The organism is Adlercreutzia equolifaciens (assembly GCF_029076695.1).
In the GTDB taxonomy this organism is placed as follows: Bacteria; Actinomycetota; Coriobacteriia; order Coriobacteriales; family Eggerthellaceae; genus Adlercreutzia; species Adlercreutzia equolifaciens_A.
The window spans coordinates 1-295 of sequence record NZ_JARFIK010000463.1; the positions used below are offsets into that span (position 1 = coordinate 1).

Sequence of the window (295 nt, forward strand, 5' to 3'; positions counted from 1 at the left end):
GCAAGAAGAGCTATCTTAAGAAAGCCAATCGACAGAATCGGATACGGCGGATACTTAAAGCTTGCACTTGACTTCCCGGATTTTATTGATTATGTATCACAGGTATGTGATGAGTTCCGTACACTGTATGATAATGTAAAAGGCACAACACCTTTCTGTGCTAAGAAGGTAGCAGTTCTTAACTGCTGGGGTAAGATGAGAGCATGGGGATGCCACATGGTACATCATGCACTGTATCAGAAGCAGAACTATTCTTATGCAGGAATCATCGAGTCTCTGTCAGGAGCACCGTTTG

At 43.4% G+C, this 295-nt stretch carries 1 protein-coding gene; it reads left to right on the forward strand.

Going from position 1 to position 295, the window contains the following annotated elements:
- Window positions 1-295: 1,3-beta-galactosyl-N-acetylhexosamine phosphorylase N-terminal domain-containing protein (locus PZH32_RS13190; RefSeq protein WP_275208708.1), on the forward strand; the 295-nt coding region annotated here is incomplete at both ends.